This window comes from Natronococcus sp. A-GB1 (genome assembly GCF_029688845.1).
Lineage (GTDB): Archaea > Halobacteriota > Halobacteria > Halobacteriales > Natrialbaceae > Natronococcus.
The window spans coordinates 82,272-102,962 of record NZ_JARUKW010000001.1; the positions used below are offsets into that span (position 1 = coordinate 82,272).

The window sequence follows — 20,691 nt, forward strand, 5'->3', positions numbered from 1 at the left end:
ATTTAACGGTTACTAACTTGACCCAGAAGCACGGCTATCCGGCCTGGCAAACTTGACCGGAACTATCTGTCACGTTCGTACGTAGCCCGTTCTCGGTTATATTCCTTGTGGGGAGTGAAAGTGGACGTCTTTGGAGCGGACGTGTCCCGGTTCGTCCTACCACACGTTCCACGATTGGAAAGCCTTAATACTCTCACCGGGAAACTGAGAAATGCGTCGCAAGACGCCGCAAGCAAGCCCGGATGGTGTAGTGGCCCATCATACAACCCTGTCACGGTTGTGACGCGGGTTCAAATCCCGCTCCGGGCGCTTTCTTGCGACTTGTCTGCCCGGATGGTGTAGTGGCCCATCATACAACCCTGTCACGGTTGTGACGCGGGTTCAAATCCCGCTCCGGGCGCTTTCTCAATATCGTGAGTAACCCGTTTCTCCTCCACGAGCAAAGCTCCTGAAAGAAGCGGTCCAGAACCGAGGAGTGGAGCGAGCGTTCCCTTCTATCCGCAAGCGCACGATACTCTACCGTACCGGCAGTCGTAGCGTTCTCGGATACCATTAGTAGTATCACCTGTTACTTACAGATACAATGCGGAACTCAAAACAAAGGGGTGACGAAACCGAGATCAAGGTCGCCTCACGTCTCATAGAAACCGGATACAGCGTTTCAATTCCGTTCGGTGACAACGACAAGTACGATCTCGTAGTCGATGATGGTACGACGTTGTATCGAGTTCAGTGCAAAACCGCATGGCAGAATAAGTCACAGACGATTCGATTTAATACGCATTCACAGACGACCAAAGACGGAAATTACCACGAACAGACCTATCGGGACAAAATCGATGCGTTCTGTGTTCGGTATCCGAAAACGGATCAGCTCTACTGGATACCCATTGATGAGGCAACAGCGCAAAAAATGGAGCTACGATTCGATGCTGCTATCGACCATCCCTCGATTAACTGGGCGGTCGACTACGAGTTCAGCGAGAACTGTCCCTGATCGTGCTATTGGCTGTTTCTATTGCGTTCGTCCAACTCGATTCACTCCTTGTAGGTCAGTTTGAATTCTGTCATTTCCAGCATCTCCAGTATCCACTTCGATCCGTTCTCCGAAGCCCCGCTCGAGAACGTCGGCGCTCAGCGCTGAGAATCGACACGACGAAAGCCCCGGTCAGCGGATCCGATCCTCCCACTCGATCCACTCCTGCTCCCAGCCCGTTCGCGACTCCGCCCGCTGGCGGGCGTACTCGAGGTCCTCACGGTTCGTCCGATTCCGTTCGACCGCACCGGACTGCTCGCCTTCGAGCAGGAGCGGATCGAACGAGACCGCCTCGAACAGCTCGCTCGAGCCGTCGGCGTCCACGGCCGCGAGGCGCTGGGGCTGGGTACCCCGAGGGAGGACGAGCCGGCCGTCGTCGGCGAGCTGATCGAGCAGCGGGCGGGGCGGGTCGACCGCGGCCGCCTCGAGCAGGATCCGATCGAAAGGGGCGTACTCCGGGAGTCCGCTGGCGCCGTCGCGACGGTCGACGAGGACGCCCTCGTATCCCGCCCGCTCGAGATTGGCTCGTGCCTCGAAGACGAGCGGCCGCGAGATGTCGACGGCGTGGACGCCGTGCTCGCCGACGATCTCGGCCGCGACCGCCGCCGTGTAGCCGACACCGGCGCCGACGATTAACACGTCGTCGCCGTCCTCGAGGGCGAGCGCCTCGAACAGCCGGGCGACCGTACTCGGCGAGAGGACGCGCGTTTCGAGGACCTCGTGCTCGCGGTCGGCGTAAGCCGAGCGATCGTCCTCGAGGAACTCGTGGCGAGGAACGTCCCGCATCGCGATGGCGACGGTCTCGTCCGTCAGGACCCCCTTGGCGGGGGATTCGAGGCCGTCGACCATGTCCTCTCGGAGTACCGCAGGGTCCATACCCGGGGTAGCGGACGAGGCGTTATCAACTACGCGCCCGCTCGCGCAACCACGGACTACCTCCCTCGCATTCGAACGAACCGAACGCCGCCGTGTTCGCTTCGCTCGAGGCTTCCGTCCTCACGCTTTTCGGCCATGACGAGCGTCTGGAACCCGGTCCCGATCGGCGCGAGTAGCCGACCACCGGTCCGGACCTGTTCGACGACGGGGTCGGGCAGCTCTGGCGTCGCGCAAGTGAAGTACGCCGCGTCGTACGGTGCGTGCTCGGCCCACCCCTCGCGGCCGTCGCCGACGCGAATCGAGACGTCGCCGTACCCCGTTTCGGCGAGACGGTCCCGCGCCTGTTCGGCGAGTTCCTCGCCGTACTCGACGCTGTAGACGCCTTCGGGACCGACGAGTTCAGCCGTGACGGCGGCATGGTAGCCACAGCCGGTACCGATCTCGAGAACGTCCACACCGGGCTCGAGTTCGAGCCGATCGGCCATGATTGCGACCATATGCGGCGCACTGATCGTCTGGCCGTCCCCGATCGGGAGCGGTCGATCCTGGTAGGCGTCGCCGCGACGATCGGACGGGACGAACTCGTGGCGGGGGACCGTCCGGAGCGCCTCGAGGACCCGGTCGTCGTCGACCCGATCCGATAGCGACCGGACCATCCGTTCGCGAGCGGTGTCGTACTCGTTGGTCCGGTCGTCCCCGTCGTCGGAGCTGAACCGATCGAACATGGTGGAGTCTACGGACTCGCGAGCAATAGCCTATGGGACGTAACTGCGTGCCAGTTTGTTGGTCCGGGGGAGTCCTCTCTCGGTTGCGTCCCGAGAAGTGAATCGAGTCGACTACCAGGCCGACCAGGCGCTGGTCTGTTCGTCGTAGGCGTAGACCCGCTTGAGGTCCTTCGCGACGCCCGTATCGCCCTCCATATCGTAGCGATCGCGGTCGTACTCCGAGGCATCCTTGCGGACGACGAAGGCGTCGATCTCGAACTCGTCGTCGCCGAACTCCTCGATCGAACCGACCTCGAACTCGTAGTCGCCGGGGACGTAGACGGTGATGCTTCGGCTATCGTCCCGGGAGCCGTCCTGGGGATGCACGGTGACGTTGACCGCCACGTTGTCGACCTCGCGGGTCCAGACGGTCTCGACGTCGTCGGCGTCGGCCTCCTCGACGCGGCGGTGGCCGTCGAGCTCGATGCTGGTCACGCGAACCGTCGAGAGCACCTCGTCGGTCTCGAGGATGAACTCGTCGCCGACCTCGACGGTCTCGTCCTCGGGCGCGGTGACGTTCGCGGTGAACGACTCGCCCTCCTGGGAGACAACGACGTCGAGGGTAACTTCGCGTTCGGGATCGGGCTGTACCTTGTGGACGTGACCGCACTCGCTGCAGCGAACCGTAAGCGCCCCGCCGCCCGCCGTCAGTACCTCGTGGACCGTCTCGAGGTCCGGCGAGCACGACGGACAGGGCGTCGGGATCCGGTCTGGAACGTCGTTCATAGCACGCCGTAGACGCCACGACCGTAAAAGCCGATTGGACCGCACACGAGCCCGTCACTGGCTCGCACTGTCGTCGTTCGAGTCGGTTCGAACGCCCGCTCGAGGTCCCGAGCCTACTCGGCGCTCGACGGGTCGATTTCGGTACCCGCTCGCGGTTTCACCGCTCGCTTGTTGGGAGGTCTACGACCTCCCCGCGTTCGCGGCTGTCGCCGCTCACTCACTACGTGGAAGTTCCACTTCCACGCCTGCTCACGGCTCGTCGCCGTTCGCCATCGGGAGGTCTACGATCTCCCCATCCGCCCACACCGTCGGCTCCCGGAGGATCCCGTCGAGGTGGATTGGCGCATCGACGTCGCCGCCGATTCCCGCGTCGTCGCCGATCGCGATGTGAACCGTCCCGCCCGCTTTCTCGTCGAGCAGGACGGAGCCGACGAGGTCGGTGACCGCGACGTTCGTGCCGATGCCGAGTTCGGCGAGGTTGTAGGCGGCGTCGCCGACCTCCTCCGCGGCGGTCTCGACCGTCTTGCGGATCTCGTCGTCCGAAATCTCGGTGACGAGGCCGTCCTCGACCTCGAAGCGCAGCTCCTGACCGTCCTCGAGCAGCCCGTGGGGACGCATCGTGCCGTCGACGACGAACGTCCCGTCGGCGGTCTCAGGACTGACGAACACCTCACCCGCGGGGAGGTTCGACATCTGGCCGGGCTCGTGGACGATTCCGGTATCGGAGAGGAACTCCCGGTCCCCGATATCGAACGTGATGTCGGTCCCCGCGGGGGCGGTGACTTGGATCTCCTGGGCGTCGGCGACCTGCTCGAGGACGTCGGCGGAGTGGTCGGCGATCGTCTCGTAGTCGGCGTCCAGTCCGGTGGTAAAGACCTCCTCGGTGATCCCGGGTAGCGTCGCGACGCGGGCGCCGGCCTCGTTCGCGTTCCCGCGGGCGCGGGTGTGGCTCAGGCTCTTGGTCGTCGGCGCGAGCACGACGTCGGCGCCGGCCATCGCCGACGCCACCGGCTCGGGGGGTTCGCCGCCGTGGGTCTCGCCCGGCGGGTAGCGAACGATCACGGCGTCGTCGGTAATCTCGCTCGCGACCTCGTAGATCGCCTCGCCGATCGGTTCGCGCTCGTCGTCGGTGACGACGGCACAGCTCTCCGAGGACTCGAGGGCGAGACACTGCCGAACGGCCGTCTCGGCGGCCGCGCGAAGGTCTGACATACTCGATAGTGGGATCAGCGAGCCGAAAGGTCTTGCTATCGGCTATCGAGGACTTACTTGGCGGCGTCCTCGAGGACCTCGACCGCGACCAGGGGTTCGCCGGTGAGCGCGCGGACGTAGGCGCCACCGGCGATCGAGACGTGGCCGAAGTCGTCCTCGTCGAGACCGTACATCTCGATGGCACGGGAGGTGTCGCCGCCGCCGACGACCGAGAAGCAGTCCGTTTCGTCGATCGCCTCGAGCACAGAAACGGTGCCGTCGGCGAAGCGGTCGTCCTCGAAGACCCCCAGCGCGCCCTTGACGAAGACGGCCTCGGACTCGCGAACGAGATCGGCGTACGTCTCCGCGGTCTCGGAGCCGACGTCGAGGTAGGAGGTCTCTTTCTCGAGGCCCTCGACGTCGACCTCGGCGCGCTCGCCGTCCTCGCCCTCGTAGGCGAGGTCGTTCGCGAGGTACAGGGAGTCCTCGTACTCCTCGAGGATGCGCTCGATCGTCTCCCGTTGGGCGTCCCACTGCTCGTCGAAGAAGTCGGTTCCATCGACGTCGTAACCGACGTCGTGGCCCGCGGCTCGCAGGAAGAGTTCGCCGACGATCCCACCCAGACAGAACCGATCGACGGTGTCGTCGACGCCCTCGATAACCGGGATCAGATCTTCGGCCTTGGTGCCGCCAAGCGCCATCGTAACGGTGCCGTCGAACTCCCGCTCCTGGATCGACGAGTTCGCTGTGTACTCCTGTTCCATCACGCGCCCTGCGTAGGCGTCCATCACACGTGGGAAGCCGACCAGCGAGGCGTGAGAACGATGGGCCGCCGAGTAAGCATCGTTGACGTAGGCGTCGAACTCCGGGGCGAGCGTTTGGACGAACTCCGTCTCGGCCTTGACCTCGGGCTCCTCCTCGGGAAGCTCCTCGTCGCACATCCGGGTGTTCTCGAGGACCAGAACCTCGCCGCCCTCGAGGCCGTCGATCGCCGCGAGGGCGTCTTCGCCGAAGGTATCCGCGACGAAGTCGACGTCCCGATCGAGGTGATCTCCGAGGATCCCGGCGTGTTGTTCGAGCGAGACGAACGTGTCGCGGCCGGGCCGACCCTGGTGGGCCAGCACGGCGACGGCGTGGCCGTCCTCGAGCAGCTCCCGCAGGGTTTCAGCGTGGCGGGCAAATCGGCGGTTGTCCTGAACCGTGCCGTCCTCGACGGGGGCGTTGAGGTCGAAACGAACCAACAGTCGCTGTCCGGGCTCGAGATCGTCGATCGTGTTGAACATACGGAGTGGGCGTGTCGAACGCGCTTAAAATTTAAAGTGGAAACTGCTCAGCGGGCGACGGCTTCGTCGGCCTCCTGATCCTCGGCCTCGGCCTCGGCGGCGACGTACGTCGCGAGATCGAGCATCCGGTTCGAGAAGCCGTACTCGTTGTCGTACCAGGTCAACACCTTGACGAGGCCGTCTTCGAGGGACATCGTCGACTCGAGGTCGACGTACGACGAGAACGGAAGGCCGACGATATCCCGGGAGACGATCTCCTCGTCGGTGTAGCCGAGCACGCCGGCGAGCTCGTTGTCGGCCGCGTCGCGGAAGGCGTCGGCGAGCTCTTCCTCGGTGACGTCCTCCTCGAGGTCGACGGTGAGGTCGGTGATCGAGCCGTTCGGAACGGGGACGCGCATCGCCATCCCGTCGAGCTTCCCCTCGAGCTGGGGCAGCACTTCGGTGGTGGCGATGGCGGCGCCTGTCGAGGTCGGAATGATGTTCTCGGCGGCAGAACGGCCGCGACGGCGCTTGTCGAGCGGGCCGTCGATCAGGTTCTGGCTCCCGGTGTAGGCGTGGACCGTGGTCAGCAGTCCGGACTCGATCCCGAACTCCTCGTCTAAGACCTGCACGACCGGCGCGACCGAGTTCGTCGTACAGGAGGCGTTTGAGAGTACGTCCTCGCCGTCGTACTCGTCGTGGTTGACGCCGTAGACGATCGTCTGAACCTCCTTCTCGCCCTTCGGCGGGGCCGAAATCAGTACTTTCTCGGCGCCGGCTTCAAGATGTTGGGCGGCCTCGTCGTACGTACGGAAGATCCCCGTCGCCTCGAAGGCGACGTCGACGTCGAGTTCGTCCCACGGCAGCTGGGTCGGATCGCGCTCGGAGGTCAGCCGGATCTCCTGGCCCTCGACGGTGAGGGTGCCGTCCTCGAGGGAGACGTCATCGAGTCGGCCGTGAACCGAGTCGTACTGCAGGAGGTAACGCATGTCGTCGTCGTCCATGACGTCGTTGATCGCGACGATCTCGACGTCATCGTACGCAAGCGACGCGCGAAGGACGTTTCGTCCGATCCGCCCGAACCCGTTGAGTCCGATACGGAGCGTCCCCTCGAACTCGTTCTCCGTGTACGAATGTTCACTCATATCTGAGTACTACGCGGGCCACGATTAAATCACTTGCCCCTTTCAAAACGTTGATCGACGTTAGGGAAGGATTCCGATCTATCGTTCGACGAGGACACTCGTTGTGGTACCACATATCATAGAAAGGTCTGCATTTTTTATATTTTGGTGTGTGTACACGTTAGCACGTGTTCTCCGGACGATCTGCGCTGGACAACTCAATTTCGAGTTAACATCTATCAGATTCTTGCAAAACAGTTATGCCGGTTGGCGGTGGATGTCGATGCGTATGCTCCGGGTCGGAATCAACGGTTATGGAACCATCGGAAAGCGCGTCGCAGACGCCGTTCGAGCTCAGCCAGATATGGAGGTCGCCGGCGTCGCCAAGGTCAGTCCTGACTACGTCGCACTCGGGGCGGCCGAGGCGGAGTACCCGCTCTACGCGGTTGACGAGGACCGCACCGATGGGTTCCACGAGGCCGGCATCGACCTCGCCGGCACCGTCGACGACCTCGTCGCCGACAGCGACATCGTCGTCGACGCGACACCGTCCGGAATCGGTGCGCAGAATCGCCCGCTGTACGAGCGCCACGACACCCCCGCACTCTTCCAGGGCGGTGAGGACGCGACCATCGCCGAAGTCAGTTTCAACGCCCGCGCGAACTACGACGAAGCGACCGACGCCGACTACGTTCGCGTCGTCTCCTGTAACACGACCGGTCTCTCGCGGCTCGTCTCGCCGATTCACGAGGACTACGGCATCGAGAAGGTCCGGACGACGCTGGTTCGACGCGGCGGCGACCCGGACCAGACCGGTCGCGGCCCGATCAACGACGCCCTGCCGGACCCCGTCTCCATCCCCTCCCACCACGGTCCGGACGTCCAGACCGTCTTCCCCGAACTCGACATCGACACGATCGGGCTCAAGGTCCCGACAACGATGATGCACGTCCACGCGGTCAACATCACCCTCGAGGAGGCACCCGACGACGTCGCGGAGATCCGCGATCGCCTCCGGAAGGAGGACCGACTGCTCATGATCCCCGACTACGCCGGGATCGACGGCGCCGGTACGCTCAAGGACCTCGCGCTCGACGCCGGCCGCCCCCGCGGCGACATCTGGGAGAACTGTATCTGGGAGGAGTCGATCACACTCGAGGGGCGCGACCTCTACTGCATGCAGGCGATCCACCAGGAGTCAGATGTCGTTCCCGAGAACATCGACGCGATCCGCTCGGTAACGGGACTGCTCGACGGTCCCGAGAGTCGGGCACTGACGAACGAGACGCTGGGGATCGGCCTCAGCCGACTGGACAACGCCGAGGAACGCGCCGTCGATCGACAGACCGCCGACTGAGTCGTCGGGGAAAGCTTTTGGCCGTCCCTTCCTTACCACCAGCTATGCGACGAGACGACCGCGACGAACCCTTCGACGATCTCTTTCGGGAAATCGAGCGGATGATGAACGAGATGATGAGCGGTGCCGATGTCGATTTCGACTCCTCGAGTGCCGTCGACAGCGGATTCGGGATGGACACCCACGTCGACATCCACGAGACCGACGACGAGATCCGCGTCGTCGCCGACCTTCCGGGCGTCGAGAAGGACAACATCGACCTCGAGTGTGACGGCAAGACGCTCACGATCTCGGCCCAGAGCGACCACCGTCAGTACGACGAGCGCGTCTCGCTCCCCCAGCGGGTCAACGAACACAGCGCCTCGGCGACGTACAACAACGGCGTCCTCGAGGTTGTCTTCGAGTCGGCCGAACACTCTTCGGGAATCAGCCTCGAGTAAGCAGGTCGACTCGCGGTCGACACCGGTTTTCGTTCTCGAGTTTCGTTTCGGAATAGCACGTCGTTAACCGGTCCCCGAGACGCCGGCACGATCGGCGATTGCTCCCGCCAACCGGTCGTAAAATCCCGGTTCGTACTTCGTCGCCTCGTCGATCGTCGGCCGGGCGTTCGTCTCGTTGACCACTACCCGCTCGCCCGTCTCGAGCAAGTCCACCCCGAGAAAGGGAACCTCGAGAACCTCGGCGACTGACTCGGCCAGTCGACGCCACTCGCTCGGGAGGTCGACCCCCCGTGCCCTCGCGCCGCGATGGACGTTGTGTTTCCACTGGCCCTCGCGGACCGCGTCGTCGGGCAGTCGGCGCTCGACGGCGCCGACGTACTCCCCATCGAGGATCATCACCCGATAGTCGGTGGCGTCCGGGAGGTACTCCTGGATCAGGAAGGACCGATCCCCGGTCGCCCGGTAGTCGTGGACCAGCGAGAGGTAGTCACAGATCCCCAGGAAGGAGTCGAGATCGTGGGCCTTCGCGACCCCGACTCCGCGAGTCGTCGAGTTGGGTTTTACCACGACCGGCGACTCGAGTCGATCGAACGCCTCGATCAGTTCGCTCTCGCCGACCTCGTTCGAGACGTACACCGACCGCGGCACGGGCAGGTCGGCGCGCTCGAGGCGGGCGAGCACCTCGGCTTTGTTCCGCGAGGTGAGAATCGCCTCGCGGTCGTTGAGCCACGGAACCTCGAGGAGCGCGTCGGCAACACCGCCCTCCATGGGCCGACCGGGGTAGACGAACCCCACGTCGTACTCGCCGGGCGACCACGGCGCGTCCGTTCCCAGGGGGACGATCCGTTCGCTTACGGGAACGTGGTGGGCGCGGATACCGCGCTCGGCCAGGGGCTCGCGCATCCGATCGAACGTCTCCTCGGCGTTCGCGACCGCGAGATCGATCATGCTCGAGAGTCGGGAGTAGAGGCCCAAAAGTCTGCGTACCCGCACCCGGGGATTCGCCGTCCTCGACTCGCAATCGACGAGGTGGACTCCTCGAGCGTAAACGGTCGGCTATAGTAGCCACTGAACGTCAGTACACATCCGATCGCACGACGGCTGTGCGATCGGTGTGCAAACCGTTTCAGTTGTTACTAAGACCGGTTCACGAACCGGAACCGCGACGAACGGCTCCAGTAACATCCGTGAGAACGGCGTTTGCACCGCGCCGTGTAGGGACAGAACGGGAACGCCGTCGCGGAGTAAAAGGTGGGGTTACGAGACCAGCTGCTCTTCGCCCTTCTCGACGACGATACGACACGGCGGCGAGATCTTGTTGTACGCGCGGCGGAACGCCTCCTTGGCGTGCTCGGCGTCGTCCAAGTCACACCAGACCGTGAAGATGCGATCGCCGGCGTCGATTCGCGCGGCGGTGCCGACGATCTTCCCGAACGACTGGCGCATCCCGTCGGAGACACGGTCCGCACCCGCACCCGTCGCCTGTTTGTTCTCCCGGATGACGTGGTGGGGGAACTTCCGGAGGATCATCTTGTAGTTGTTCTCGCCGGCGTTTTTCAGCATGTGCCGGTTGGCCGACAGGCGCGAGGCCTCGAGGCTCCCGTGGCGAATCTGGACCTCTTCCTCGGTGATGAGGCTGATCTGAACGGGGTAGTCCTCGGGGCCGGCGCTGACGTTGCCCATCTTGTGCTGTGCAATCTTCGATCCGGGGATTCCAGTAATGTACTCGCGGCGCGTGTAGGCCGGCTTACTGATCTCCCGGTACATTGAGGCGGGTTTGTCCGACATGGTTGTGGTTACTTACGAAAACCGAAGCCTACCGTGGGGATAAAGCCTTCGAACCGTCACGTCCGCGCCAGCGGCGGCTTCAGACGGAACTGCTCGGCGAGTTAACCGACAGCACGTCAAAAATCGTCGCTCAGTTGCAGGTAACGTACTCGGCGCCGTTCTTTTCGACGAGCTCCTCCTCGGTGAGACAGTTCAGCACCGAGAGGACACCGATCTTCTTCATTGCCAGGACCTCGTTCAGATCCGACGCCGTCGCACCGCCGCTGGCCTCGAGGTAGAGGTAGACGAGTTTCGCCTGTGGGGAGTCGATTTCGGTCGGGAGCGGCTCGAGTTGCGTGGTGGTGAGTTGCTGTTCCATCATCGTAGTACAACCCACACCGAGGCTCCATATAAGTCTATGGTACACCCGAGCAATATAGTGCAATGGATATAATCGACCTAATACTAATATAGTCAATCCATGCCAGTAGATAACGCTCATCTAGAGAGGCGTATCGAGCATTTTGGACGCTCTCGGAGAGTCTCCTTCGAGAGGGAGATGAGGGTATCAAATCAGTTACTATCGGTAAACGAACCCCGATAGCCGCTTTCAGTCGTTGGATAGCTTCAGCTAGTAGTCACCATCCAGCCATCAATGATCGTTACCTATCCCGGCCGGCTCACTGTATAAGGTATATTATCTCGAACCGATGACGGTGGATGTTCCGAGCTCCGGCCTTGATCGAGCGGATCGGAACTCGTCGCCGCCTCACCACGACGGCGGCGTGTTTAAGGGTCTGCCTCCGGAAACACCCAGTATGCTGAAGAGCTTTCGGATCGGCTCCCTGTTCGGAATCCCGATCAAGCTCGATCTGACGTTCTTGCTGGTGCTCCCGCTATTTGCGTACCTCATCGGCGTCCAGATCGAACCCGTCACCGTCATTCTCAACGACGTGCTCGGCGCAGGCATCGACGTCGGCGCCGTAACCGGCGGCGCGCTGCCGTGGATACTCGGCTTCGCCGCGGCGGTCGGACTGTTCGTCGGCGTCGTGCTCCACGAACTTGGCCACTCGCTGACGGCCCAGCGGTACGGTTTTCCGATCGACTCGATCACGCTCTGGCTGTTCGGCGGCATCGCCGCGCTCTCGGAGATGCCCGAGGACTGGCGACAGGAGTTCACCATCGCCATCGCCGGACCGATCGTCTCCGTGCTCGTCGGCGTCGCCTCCTACGTGCTCTTTCTCGTTACTCCCGAGGCGTTCGGCGGCGCGCGGTTCGTCCTCGGCTACCTCGCCGTACTCAACGTCGCGCTCGCGATCTTCAACATGATCCCCGCGTTCCCGATGGACGGGGGCCGTATCCTTCGGGCACTGCTCGCTCGCGGCCGCTCGTACGCTCAAGCGACCCAGCAGGCCGCGAGCATCGGCAAGATGTTCGCGATCGCGATGGGGCTGTTCGGACTGTTCGCGGTCAACATTATCCTCATCGGCGTCGCCTTCTTCGTCTACATCGCCGCCTCGAGCGAGGCCCAGCAGGTGACGATGAAGGCTGCGTTCCAGGACGTTACCGTCCGGGATATCATGACGTCGGCGGGCGAACTCCACACCGTCGAGCCGGACGCGTCCGTCGCGGAGCTGATCCAGCGGATGTTCACCGAGCGACACACCGGCTACCCGGTCGTCGAGACCGACGGGTTCGGCGGCGAGCGGCTCGTGGGACTGGTGACGCTGTCGGACGCCCGCGACATCAAACCCGTCGAGCGCGACGCGTACACGGTCTCGGACGTGATGACGACCGATCTGAAGACGATCGATCCGGACTCGGACGCGATGACGGCTATCGAACGGATGCGCGAACACGGCATCGGGCGGCTCCTCGTCGTCGAAGGCCAAGACGAGTGGGGTTCCGAGGGCGCGTTCGGCGACCCGGCCCCACGGACCGACGGCGACCTGGTCGGTCTGATCTCGCGGTCCGACGTGATGACGGCGTTCGATATCGTCCAGAAGAGCGGCAGCGTCAACCCCTCGAGCCGGCCTCGAGCCGGCGACTGAGGCCGGCCGGGTACCGGATTCAACATTCTTAACCGCGGGCGTGGCCGAGGTGTCAGCGATGCCACCGGCCATCGAGACGACGGACCTCGTGAAGGAGTACGGCGACCTGCGCGCGCTACAGGAGCTTTCGCTCACCGTCGAGGAGGGCGAGTTCTTCGGGCTGCTCGGTCCTAATGGGGCCGGGAAGACGACGTTCATCAACACGCTGGTCGGACTCGTCCGCAAGACGGGCGGCGAGGCTCGCGTCTTCGGTCACGACGTCGAGGACGACTACCGGCAGGCCCGGGACGCGATCGGGCTCGCCCCCCAGGAGTTCAACGTCGACCGCTTCTTTCCCATCCGCGAGGTCCTGATGCACAAGGCCGGCTACCACGGGATCCCCGAGGAGGAAGCCGGGGAGCGGGCCGACGAGGTGCTCAAGCGGGTCGGGATCTACGACAAGCGAAACGAGCGTTTCGATTGGCTCTCCGGAGGGATGAAGCGCCGGCTGCTGCTGGCTCGAGCGCTCGTCACCGAGCCGAACCTCCTGATTCTCGACGAGCCGACCGCCGGCGTCGACGTCCAGCTGCGCCACGATCTCTGGGAGCTGGTGACCGAGCTCAACGAGGAAGGAACGACGGTCCTGCTGACGACCCACTACATCGAGGAAGCCGAACGCCTCTGTGACCGCGTGGCGATCATGAACGAGGGCCGGAAGGTGACCGTCGCGACGCCGGACGACCTCAAGACGCGAGGGACGGACACGATCTCGGTTCGCCTCGAGGACGCCCCGTCGGTCACTCCCTCGGTCGGCGGCTACGCCCACGAGGCGACCCTCGAGGGCGACCGGCTCGAGGTCCGGGTCGACGACGGCGGCTCGACCGCGCCGCAGCTGTTGAACGACCTCGAGGCGGCGGGCCACGAGATCGCCGACCTCGAGATCACTCGCACGTCGCTCGAGGAGATCTTCGTCGATCTGACGAGACAGGACGACCGGACGACGACCCGGTCCGACGCGCCGACGAACGAGGAGGCGGCGGGCGACGAAGGGGCGGAGACGCCAGCGCGCGAGCAGGAGGGACTCGCCTGATGCTGTCGGTCGGTTTCCGGGCGCTCTTTCGGCGCGAGCTACTTCGGTTCGTCCGTCGTCCCAAGAACACGTTCATGCCGCCGGCGATCACGAACGTCCTCTACTTCGCCGTCTTCGGGATCATCCTGGGCGGACGCATCGACGAACCCGTCGCGGGGATCGGTTACATCCTCTTTCTCGTTCCGGGGCTGGTCGTCCTCGGGACGATCTCGAACGCCTTCGAGAACGCCTCCTTCTCGATCTTCCACGGCCGGTGGAACGAGTACATCCACGAGACACTGACCTCGCCGCTTTCCTACGTCGAGATGGTCGTCGCCTACGTCGGCGCCAGCGCGGTTCGCGGGCTGATCGTCGGCGTCATCATCGCCGTCATCGGCCGGCTGTTCGTCCCGATCTCGATCGAGAACGGCCTCTTTCTGGTAGCGACGATGGTCGTCATCGCCGCGCTCTTCGCCGGCTTCGGGATCATCGGCGGGCTCGTGGCGCGGGACTTCGACGACCTCACCGTGATGAACCAGTTCATCCTGCGGCCGTTGGTGTTCTTCGGGGCCGTCTTCTACTCGCTGACGATGCTGCCCTCGACCTGGCAGACCGTCTCCCTGCTGAACCCGATGGTCTACATGGTCGACAGCGTCCGATACGGGCTGCTTGGCTACTCCGATATGCTCGAGATCGCGCCGGCGGCCTACGCCGAGTTCGCGCCGTACGCCTCGCTGGGCGTGCTCACGCTGCTCACGATCGGCGTCATCGCGGTCGACGTCTACCTGTTCAAGATCGGCTACGGTCTGACCGACTGACCCTCGGCTCAGTCGTTCCGATCGGCGACCTGCACCAGCTGCTTGCCGATGTTCTCACCCTCGAACAGCCCCATGAACGCGTCGGGCGCGTTCTCGAACCCCTCGACGACGTCCTCGCGGTAGCGAAGTTCGTCGTCGGCGATGAACCTCGAGAGTCGCGACAGGGCCTCGCCCCAGCGGTTCTCGTAGTCGTAAACGAGCAGTCCCTCCACGCGGGCGCGAGACTCGATAAGTTTGCCGAGCTTTCGGGGTCCGGTCGGAATCTCCGTCGCGTTGTACAGCGCGATCTGTCCGCAGACGGCAACCCGCGATCGAACGTTGAGCAGCGGCCAGACGGCATCGGTGATCGGTCCGCCGACGTTGTCGAAGTAGACGTCGACGCCGTTAGGACAGGCCTCGGCTACCGCGCCGGGCAGGTCGTCGGTCGTCTCGTAGTTGATCGCGGCGTCGAACCCGAGCTCGTCGGTGAGCCACGCCGTCTTCTCGTCGCTGCCGGCCGTTCCGACCACTCGAGCGCCGCTCAGTCGGGCGAGCTGGCCGACGACCGAGCCGACCGCGCCGGCCGCGGCCGAGACGACGACCGTGTCGCCCGGTTTCGGCTCGGCGACGTCCGTCGTTCCGAAGTACGCCGTCACGCCGGGCATCCCGAGGACGCCCAGCGCGGTCGAGATCGGCCCGTGGTCGGGATCGACCCGACGCAGGTCGTTCCCGTCCGCGACTGCGTGTTCGGCCCACAGCAGTTCGCCCGCCACGATATCGCCCGGCTCGAGCCCATCGTAGTTCGACTCGATGACCTCGCCGACGACTCCCGCTCGCATGGGATCGCCGACGTCCCACGGCTCCGCGTAGGACTCGGCGTCGCGCATCCGTCCGCGCATGTACGGGTCGACCGACTGGTAGAGGGTTCGGACGAGCACTTCGCCCGACTCGGGTGCGGGTCGGGCGACGGTGACGAGCTCGAAGTTCTCGCGGGTCGGTTCGCCGACGGGCCGGCTGGCGAGTCGCCACTGCCGTGTCTCTGCCATACCGACCCGTGTACGCGCCGAAAAGTGAAGATTCGCTTCGCGGCAGCCCGCTCGTCCGCAAGACTGCGCTTCGGCTCGGCCGAACGGTCACGGACCGACGCCCACAGTCCTTGAGACCCCATCGAACCTTTTTGACCCTGTCTGTGTGAGTTGTGCTATGGGATCGACTCGAAAGTTTCTCGAGGAACTGCTCGCCGGCAACCAGCGCCACGTCGAGTCGCTCCCGGAGAACTACTTCGCCGAGGTTCAGACGGACCAGCATCCCGATACTGTCGCGATCTGCTGTTCCGATTCACGGGTGCCACAGGAGCACATGTGGGGGTTCGACCATCCGGGAGTGGTCTTTACGCCGAGCAACATCGGGAACCAGGTCTGGGATGAAGACGACGGCGATCGGATCGTCGACGGCGGAGTGCTTTATCCGATTCACCACACGGACACCGATGTCGCCGTCGTCGTTGGCCACACCGGCTGTGGGGCCATCACCGCCGCGTATCAGGTCGCGACCGGCGGCGACTTTCCCGGGCCGAAAGGCGTCGATAAGTGGGTCGAGATGCTGGTACCGGTTATCGAGGAGGGTCTCGAGAGCGACCTGATCGACCGCGAGACGAACGAGTCGACGGTGATAAACCAGCTCGTCGAGTACAACGTCGACTACCAGGCGGGGTTTCTCCGGGAGTCCGACGACGTTCCCGATGACGTCGGCGTCTACGGCTTCGTCTACGACTTTCAAGGCGTCTACGGCAACGAATACGGACGGGCGTACCTGGTCAACGTCAACGGCGAGACCGACTCCGGACGGATCACCGAGCTAATCCCCGAGGAGTTCGCGACGTCGACCCAGAGTTTGCTGTACTGATTCGACGGATCTGTCCGACGACAGCCCACGGCCCCTACGGTCGGTACCGTTTTGTCACTCGTAGTGAAACGATCGGTCATGCGGGCACATCTCGAGTCCGACATCGGCTTCTACTACACCGTGGGAGCCTTCACGATCGCAGTCTTCGTCGTCGCCCTAGGGGCACTCGCCGTGATCACACCGGCCGGTATCGGTACCCGGGAACTCGGCGGTCTCGTGGTCGGCTTCGCGCTGTTCATGGTGGTGTACTTCGTCTCCGTGACGGTACACCAGCTCGAGGACCTAGAAGAGCTGTGAACTCGCGGGTGGACCGCCGAGACGTTCCGCGCTCCGCTCGATGCGGGCCCGTTTCGGTGGGTCAGTCCGAACTTGCGGGTGCGCCAGCCTGCTGTGGGGTCGGTTCTGGCGCCGGGCGTTCCCACTCGAGGCCGCCCTGGTAGTGGAAGACCCGGTTGTCCTGGGTAGGATCGACGACGGTCAGGTTGGCGATCCAGCCGTTTGCCACCAGCCGTTCGACGGTCTCGTGTTCGCGGAGAATCTCGGTGACGCGGTCGACTGGCGCGTGGATCACCGCGGTCAGGCGGAGCGGCTGGTGGTAGGGCTCGTCGTCGGCGGCCTTCAGCGACTGTAGCGGGAGGCCGGTCATCAGATCGCCGCCGTTGCCCTGGACGACACCGACGTTACCAACCGGGTTTTGCGTGACCTTCGAGCCGCTGCCATAGACGTCGTTGTCGACGGTCGCAAAGTAGTATTGGTTGTTGATCCATTGCGTCACGACAAGCGGTCCCGCCATGATCAACTCGAGCGCGTCACCGTCGGGGTCGGTCGACCAGTCGTAGGAGTGGAGGAACGCGCGGCCGTCGAGGTCCTCGTCATCGGTCAGTCCGCGCGGCCCGATGACGAACGAGGCGTTGCCGGCCAGCCCCCACTCGGGTCGGGTTTCGCCCCAGTCGACCGCGCGGCGTGCCGTCTCGCGGATGGGATCGCTGGGGTCGGCGTTCGTCAGCGATTCGCTGCGCTCGGCGGCTGCAGCGCGACGTGCTTGCTCGAGGTCGTCGCGCAACTTCTCTATCTCCTCGTGGTGGCTCTCGGGAACGTCGCCGTCGAAGAGGGTGATCTCGTCGGTCGTCGTGTTGTGTTCGGCCCCGACGAACACCGTGTCCTCCGGAATCGAGAAGCCGCGCTGGCGGAGCTCGGCTTTGACGCTTTCGTCGTTGCAGATCTTCGCGAGTGTACGCGCGTTCGGGCCGCCGGGGTTGCCGGCACAGGCCCCACAGTCGAGACTCGAGTCGAACGGGTTGTTCGTCGTGTGGCTCGCGTGACCTGCGAAGACCACCAGACGGGAAAACTCCGTCCAGCCCATGAATTCGAAGGCAGTCTGTGCGTACTCGACCTTCTCGTCGTCGCTCATCCGCGGGTACTCGAGCGTCGGAGAGCAGAACTCGTGGGTGCTCGGGACGCGCTCGTCGACGGCGGTATCGAGTTTGTAGAGGGCCGACGGGGCGAGCGTCCGTGCCGCCATCACCGACCCGTAGGCGCCGCCGCCGCCTTCGACGAACGGGAAGGCGGCGACGACGTTGGTCTTGAGACGCTTGAAGTGTTTTCGAGTCGCGCTCACCAGCCCGTGCCACTGGTCGTGGGTCGTCGTCTTCTCACCGTGGTCGGTCTCGGGTTCGTCGGCGATCAGGTGTTGTGGCTCGACGATCGGCGGGCAGGCATCGGCGACGACCTTCGAATCGTGCTCTTTGTACTGCATCGGGATGCCAAAAAACCCTGCGTAGCCGTGCGTCTCGTAGCTGCCCTGCGCTTCGATGTGGCGGCGGATGATCTCCGAGCGCGTGTCGATACAGAAGACGAGCTGTGCGTCCGGGCGTTCGTCGCCGCCGTGGGACGACTCGGTGACGGAGTCGTCGACGTCTTCGAGGAGACGACGACGGTAGCTCTGCTCCCAGGCCGACAGCCAGATCTCCTCGAGGGGGACGTCCTCGTCGGCGGTCGAAGCGGGATCGTCGCCGCCCGCATCGGCGGGCTCGATCGGGGCATCCAGCAGGTCACAAAGTGCCAGCCGCACGGCCAGGTACTCGGGCAGCGTGATCGGGTACTCCGACTGCCACGGGTCCGAATCGTCCGCGGTACGTTGCTTGATAAACCCCGTCCAGCCGGACAGCGCGGCGAGGTGGAACTCGAGAACGTCATCCCAGCGCGGGTCGGGGGTCTCGCCGAGCGCGTCCTCCAGCACCGCCATCGCCGTCTCTGGGAGGTCATCGGGCTCGTCGCAGCCGGGGACGTCGCCGTCGTAGGGAGCGAGTTCACGCCAAGCGGCGTAGAATCCCTTCTCGCGGTTGGGCATCGACCAGTTCGCGTGGTCCTGGTCGAGAAATGCAGCGAGCCACTTTGCGAGCACGCGGTCGACGGTTTCCGTCGCGTCGTCGGTCTCGTTGTCCCGCTCTGTTTCGCGCTCGGCCAACGTCTCGAGGAGCGTCTCGGGATCGTCGTCGAGTTCGTGGGCAGCAAGTTCCGCGCGCAGTATCTCGGGATTGATCCGACCGTCCTCCCAGGCCCGACGAAAGATTTCGGGACGCGGGTAGCCGCGGCCGCCGAACAGCCGCTCTCCTTCGGCGACGGCTTCGTGAAACGGCCGGTCTTCGAACCCCGAGAGGGGGTTCGCAGTGACGAAGGAGTGGAGCGGCCAGACCGATCCGATTCGGTCGGCGACACTGTCGATACGCTCGACGATGCGGTTCTGGGTTGCGGTTCGGGTCTGGGTTTGAGTTTCCTTAGGCGTCATCGTAGTCCTCCTTGCTGGTGAGCACGGTCGAGGGGGCCGGTTGCGAGACGTTCAGTAAGGCAACGTAGAGCCGCTCACTGGAGCGGTGCCAGCCGAACTCCGTCGCGAGATAGGCGCCGACGAAGCCAGCGACGACGAAGTAGTGAACGACGGTTAGTTCGGTCGGTGCGTAGGTCATCGGGACGTCCGCTGCGAGCATCGTCGAGACGGCGTTGAATGTCACCGCATATGCGCTGATGGCGGTCAGCACGACCAGCGGGACGCTAACGAGTCTGATCGACGACGGGAGCGTCGTCCGGTGGAGGATATCCCGTGCGGCGGTGAGCGTCGTCAACACCACGACGAGGGTTAACACGATGCCGCTGTTGAGGGTCACGCTCAGTCCCGACAGCTTTCCGGTGAGCAGCATGAAGATCACGCCGCCGCCGACGGCCGTGAGGAGGCTGACCGCGACGCCGGAGAAGCCCAGATGGGTGCGGTCTTCGTCCGCTGGAACCGTGTGCTCGACGGGAGCCCCGGACGAGAGGAAAAGGTAGGCCTTGTAGCAGCCGTGCAAGATGAGGTGGGCGATCGCAGCCCCGAAGAAACCGAGGCCACACTGCATGATCATAAAGCCCATCTGGGCGATCGTCGAACTGCCAAGTTCGCGTTTCACGTCGGTCTGGACGAGCAGCATGGCCTGTCCCAGAAGGGCGCTGAACGCACCGACGAGGACGACGACTGACATGACGTACAGGTACTCGCCGACCAGCGGAGCGAACCTGGTCAGCAGGATGCCGCCCGCGTTGACGAACCCGGCGTGCATCAGCGCGGAGGCCGGCGTTGGCGCGGTCATCGACGATAGCAGCCAGCCGTGAAACGGGAACAGTGCCGACTGGACGATCGCTGCGAGGAAGATAGCGGCGACGGCGACGATCGCAACGGTCGGCGAAATCCCGTCGACGTTGGCGACAATTCCCGAAACGGAGGTAGCACCCGTCGTCCAGACGAGAGCGACGAGCCCGGTCGAAAGCAGCGCGCTGCTGGCGAGGAAGTACTTGACGGCGAGCACGCCAGCAGCGCGGGCCTGTTTCCAGTCGCGGTCGTGACCGATCAATGACGCCATCAACAGACCCATCGCCAGCCACATCGTCGCGAACAGCACAACGTGATCCGCCGCGGTCAGCGTCATGACCACGAGTGTGAAGGCCAGTATCTGGCCGAAGAATCGGTCAACGCCGCTGTCGCCGGCCATATACCGGCGCGAGTAGCTGTGGACGATCCCACTGAAGAAAGTGACCACGACCCACATGACCGCGGTCAACCCGTCGACGACGACGAGGTCGGGGAGCCCCCACTCGTACCCACGCAGGGCGGTCAGTACGAGAACGCCAACGCTACACAGAAAGAGCGTCCAGACCGCCCAGGTCGACGCTCGCGGAATCGTGGGTGTCCGTTGGGTCGTCGTTTCGGCGAGTGTTCCAGCATCGGATGGTCGCGTGTCCTTAGACATTCTTCGATGTATCCTCCGACCAGCTCGGACATCCCGGACACCGCACCACGATCACAGGCAATACTTA

The 20,691-nt window shown here is 64.1% G+C and carries 20 protein-coding genes and 2 tRNA genes; 10 read left to right on the forward strand and 12 right to left on the reverse strand.

Annotated elements, in window-relative coordinates:
* The first annotated feature begins 236 nt into the window (after positions 1–236).
* The 3 genes from QA600_RS00375 (at position 237) to QA600_RS00385 (ending at position 997) form a co-directional block, all read left to right on the forward strand.
* Positions 237–309, forward strand: a tRNA-Asp gene (locus QA600_RS00375).
* Positions 310–327: 18 nt separating this feature from the next.
* Positions 328–400: transfer RNA gene (locus QA600_RS00380), tRNA-Asp, on the forward strand.
* A 183-nt stretch (positions 401–583) separates the two neighbouring features.
* Entirely contained in the window at positions 584–997 is a 414-nt protein-coding gene (locus QA600_RS00385; protein WP_278290001.1) for a group I intron-associated PD-(D/E)XK endonuclease, read from the forward strand.
* A gap of 171 nt (positions 998–1,168) precedes the next feature.
* On the opposite strand, the gene QA600_RS00390 is transcribed toward QA600_RS00385, so the two are convergent.
* The 6 genes from QA600_RS00390 to gap all read right to left on the reverse strand — a co-directional run bounded on the left by QA600_RS00390 (position 1,169) and on the right by gap (position 7,000).
* On the reverse strand, positions 1,169–1,912 hold the full coding sequence (locus QA600_RS00390; RefSeq protein ID WP_278290002.1) for a protein-L-isoaspartate O-methyltransferase: 744 nt from the start codon (positions 1,910–1,912) through the stop codon (positions 1,169–1,171).
* Positions 1,913–1,968: 56 nt separating this feature from the next.
* Entirely contained in the window at positions 1,969–2,637 is a 669-nt protein-coding gene (locus tag QA600_RS00395; protein ID WP_278290003.1) for a protein-L-isoaspartate(D-aspartate) O-methyltransferase, read from the reverse strand.
* 111 nt (positions 2,638–2,748) lie between these two features.
* Positions 2,749–3,402: an HVO_0476 family zinc finger protein gene (locus QA600_RS00400; protein ID WP_278290004.1), complete on the reverse strand. Its 654-nt coding sequence runs from the start codon at positions 3,400–3,402 to the stop codon at positions 2,749–2,751.
* Positions 3,403–3,651: 249 nt separating this feature from the next.
* The gene (locus QA600_RS00405; RefSeq protein ID WP_278290005.1) at positions 3,652–4,614 is read right to left on the reverse strand and encodes an aminopeptidase; all 963 of its coding nucleotides are present in this window, start codon (positions 4,612–4,614) and stop codon (positions 3,652–3,654) included.
* Positions 4,615–4,667: 53 nt separating this feature from the next.
* The gene (locus QA600_RS00410; protein WP_278290006.1) at positions 4,668–5,876 is read right to left on the reverse strand and encodes a phosphoglycerate kinase; all 1,209 of its coding nucleotides are present in this window, start codon (positions 5,874–5,876) and stop codon (positions 4,668–4,670) included.
* Between the two features lie 47 nt (positions 5,877–5,923).
* Entirely contained in the window at positions 5,924–7,000 is a 1,077-nt protein-coding gene (gene gap, locus QA600_RS00415) for a type I glyceraldehyde-3-phosphate dehydrogenase (protein ID WP_278290007.1), read from the reverse strand.
* A 268-nt stretch (positions 7,001–7,268) separates the two neighbouring features.
* Here gap and QA600_RS00420 point away from each other — a divergent pair, with 268 nt between their 5' ends.
* Positions 7,269–8,336 carry a type II glyceraldehyde-3-phosphate dehydrogenase gene (locus QA600_RS00420; protein ID WP_278290008.1) on the forward strand — a complete coding sequence of 356 codons (1,068 nt, stop codon included), beginning with the start codon at positions 7,269–7,271 and terminating at the stop codon, positions 8,334–8,336.
* 44 nt (positions 8,337–8,380) lie between these two features.
* Positions 8,381–8,776, forward strand: a complete 396-nt coding sequence (locus tag QA600_RS00425) for an Hsp20/alpha crystallin family protein (protein WP_005554564.1) — start codon at positions 8,381–8,383, stop codon at positions 8,774–8,776.
* Between the two features lie 63 nt (positions 8,777–8,839).
* Here QA600_RS00425 and QA600_RS00430 read toward each other — a convergent pair whose 3' ends face one another.
* From QA600_RS00430 to QA600_RS00440, 3 genes are all read right to left on the reverse strand, one after another.
* Entirely contained in the window at positions 8,840–9,724 is an 885-nt protein-coding gene (locus QA600_RS00430; protein WP_278290009.1) for a RimK family alpha-L-glutamate ligase, read from the reverse strand.
* 309 nt (positions 9,725–10,033) lie between these two features.
* Positions 10,034–10,564 carry a 50S ribosomal protein L16 gene (locus QA600_RS00435; protein WP_278290010.1) on the reverse strand — a complete coding sequence of 177 codons (531 nt, stop codon included), beginning with the start codon at positions 10,562–10,564 and terminating at the stop codon, positions 10,034–10,036.
* Positions 10,565–10,694: 130 nt separating this feature from the next.
* Positions 10,695–10,925, reverse strand: coding sequence for a MarR family transcriptional regulator (locus QA600_RS00440; RefSeq protein WP_278290011.1), 231 nt, complete (start codon positions 10,923–10,925; stop codon positions 10,695–10,697).
* Positions 10,926–11,361: 436 nt separating this feature from the next.
* On the opposite strand from QA600_RS00440, the gene QA600_RS00445 reads away from it, so the two are divergent.
* From QA600_RS00445 to QA600_RS00455, 3 genes are read left to right on the forward strand one after another with little or no spacing between them, the layout of a single operon-like run.
* Entirely contained in the window at positions 11,362–12,594 is a 1,233-nt protein-coding gene (locus QA600_RS00445) for a CBS domain-containing protein (protein WP_278290012.1), read from the forward strand.
* Between the two features lie 58 nt (positions 12,595–12,652).
* Positions 12,653–13,663 (forward strand): ABC transporter ATP-binding protein, encoded by a 1,011-nt coding sequence (locus QA600_RS00450; protein WP_278290013.1) that lies wholly within the window; start codon positions 12,653–12,655, stop codon positions 13,661–13,663.
* Positions 13,663–14,460: an ABC transporter permease gene (locus QA600_RS00455; RefSeq protein ID WP_278290014.1), complete on the forward strand. Its 798-nt coding sequence runs from the start codon at positions 13,663–13,665 to the stop codon at positions 14,458–14,460. Before QA600_RS00450 ends, QA600_RS00455 begins: the two co-directional genes overlap by 1 nt.
* 8 nt (positions 14,461–14,468) lie before the next feature.
* Here QA600_RS00455 and QA600_RS00460 read toward each other — a convergent pair whose 3' ends face one another.
* Positions 14,469–15,485 (reverse strand): NADP-dependent oxidoreductase, encoded by a 1,017-nt coding sequence (locus QA600_RS00460; RefSeq protein ID WP_278290015.1) that lies wholly within the window; start codon positions 15,483–15,485, stop codon positions 14,469–14,471.
* Positions 15,486–15,642: 157 nt separating this feature from the next.
* On the opposite strand from QA600_RS00460, the gene QA600_RS00465 reads away from it, so the two are divergent.
* Positions 15,643–16,344 (forward strand): carbonic anhydrase, encoded by a 702-nt coding sequence (locus QA600_RS00465; RefSeq protein WP_278290016.1) that lies wholly within the window; start codon positions 15,643–15,645, stop codon positions 16,342–16,344.
* Between the two features lie 78 nt (positions 16,345–16,422).
* Positions 16,423–16,641: a hypothetical protein gene (locus QA600_RS00470; protein WP_278290017.1), complete on the forward strand. Its 219-nt coding sequence runs from the start codon at positions 16,423–16,425 to the stop codon at positions 16,639–16,641.
* 61 nt (positions 16,642–16,702) lie between these two features.
* Here the strand turns inward: QA600_RS00470 and QA600_RS00475 are convergent, their stop codons facing one another.
* Positions 16,703–19,132: a DUF2309 domain-containing protein gene (locus QA600_RS00475; RefSeq protein ID WP_278290018.1), complete on the reverse strand. Its 2,430-nt coding sequence runs from the start codon at positions 19,130–19,132 to the stop codon at positions 16,703–16,705.
* A complete protein-coding gene (locus tag QA600_RS00480) occupies positions 19,122–20,624 on the reverse strand; it encodes a proton-conducting transporter membrane subunit (protein ID WP_278290019.1) in 1,503 nt (500 codons plus the stop codon). Before QA600_RS00480 ends, QA600_RS00475 begins: the two co-directional genes overlap by 11 nt.
* Positions 20,625–20,691: the final 67 nt, after the last annotated feature.